The organism is Salmonella sp. SAL4457 (assembly GCF_046548235.1).
Classification (GTDB): domain Bacteria; phylum Pseudomonadota; class Gammaproteobacteria; order Enterobacterales; family Enterobacteriaceae; genus Salmonella; species Salmonella enterica.
Window position 1 is genome coordinate 1 of the sequence record NZ_JBGDZO010000366.1, and the last position, 278, is coordinate 278.

The following is a 278-nucleotide window of genomic DNA, read 5'->3' on the forward strand; positions in this document are numbered from 1 at the left end:
GTATTCCTGGGCCAGCCGCGCCACCAGCGCGCGGAGGAAAGCCACGTCATCGACGTCACGCAGCCGCGCCGAATAGCTGGCGGCCTTGCGGCAATCGTTCCAGTGGCCCTCGAAGCCGTCCGGGTAGGCCACCAGGAAACCTTCTTGCGCCGCCAGCCGGTCGAAGCCGTAGCCGCTGATGCGGCGCATCTGCGCGCCGTCGCCCCGTGAGCCGTGCAGCACCACCAGCAACGGCGCTCCCTCGGACACGCCCGGCGGCACGTAGAGCAGGTAATGCC

General features: G+C 69.8%; 1 protein-coding gene. It reads right to left on the reverse strand.

The window, feature by feature from the left end; genetic code table 11:
* Nucleotides 1–278: alpha/beta hydrolase family esterase (locus tag ACLJNW_RS24670; RefSeq protein WP_410961283.1), on the reverse strand; the 278-nt coding region annotated here is incomplete at both ends.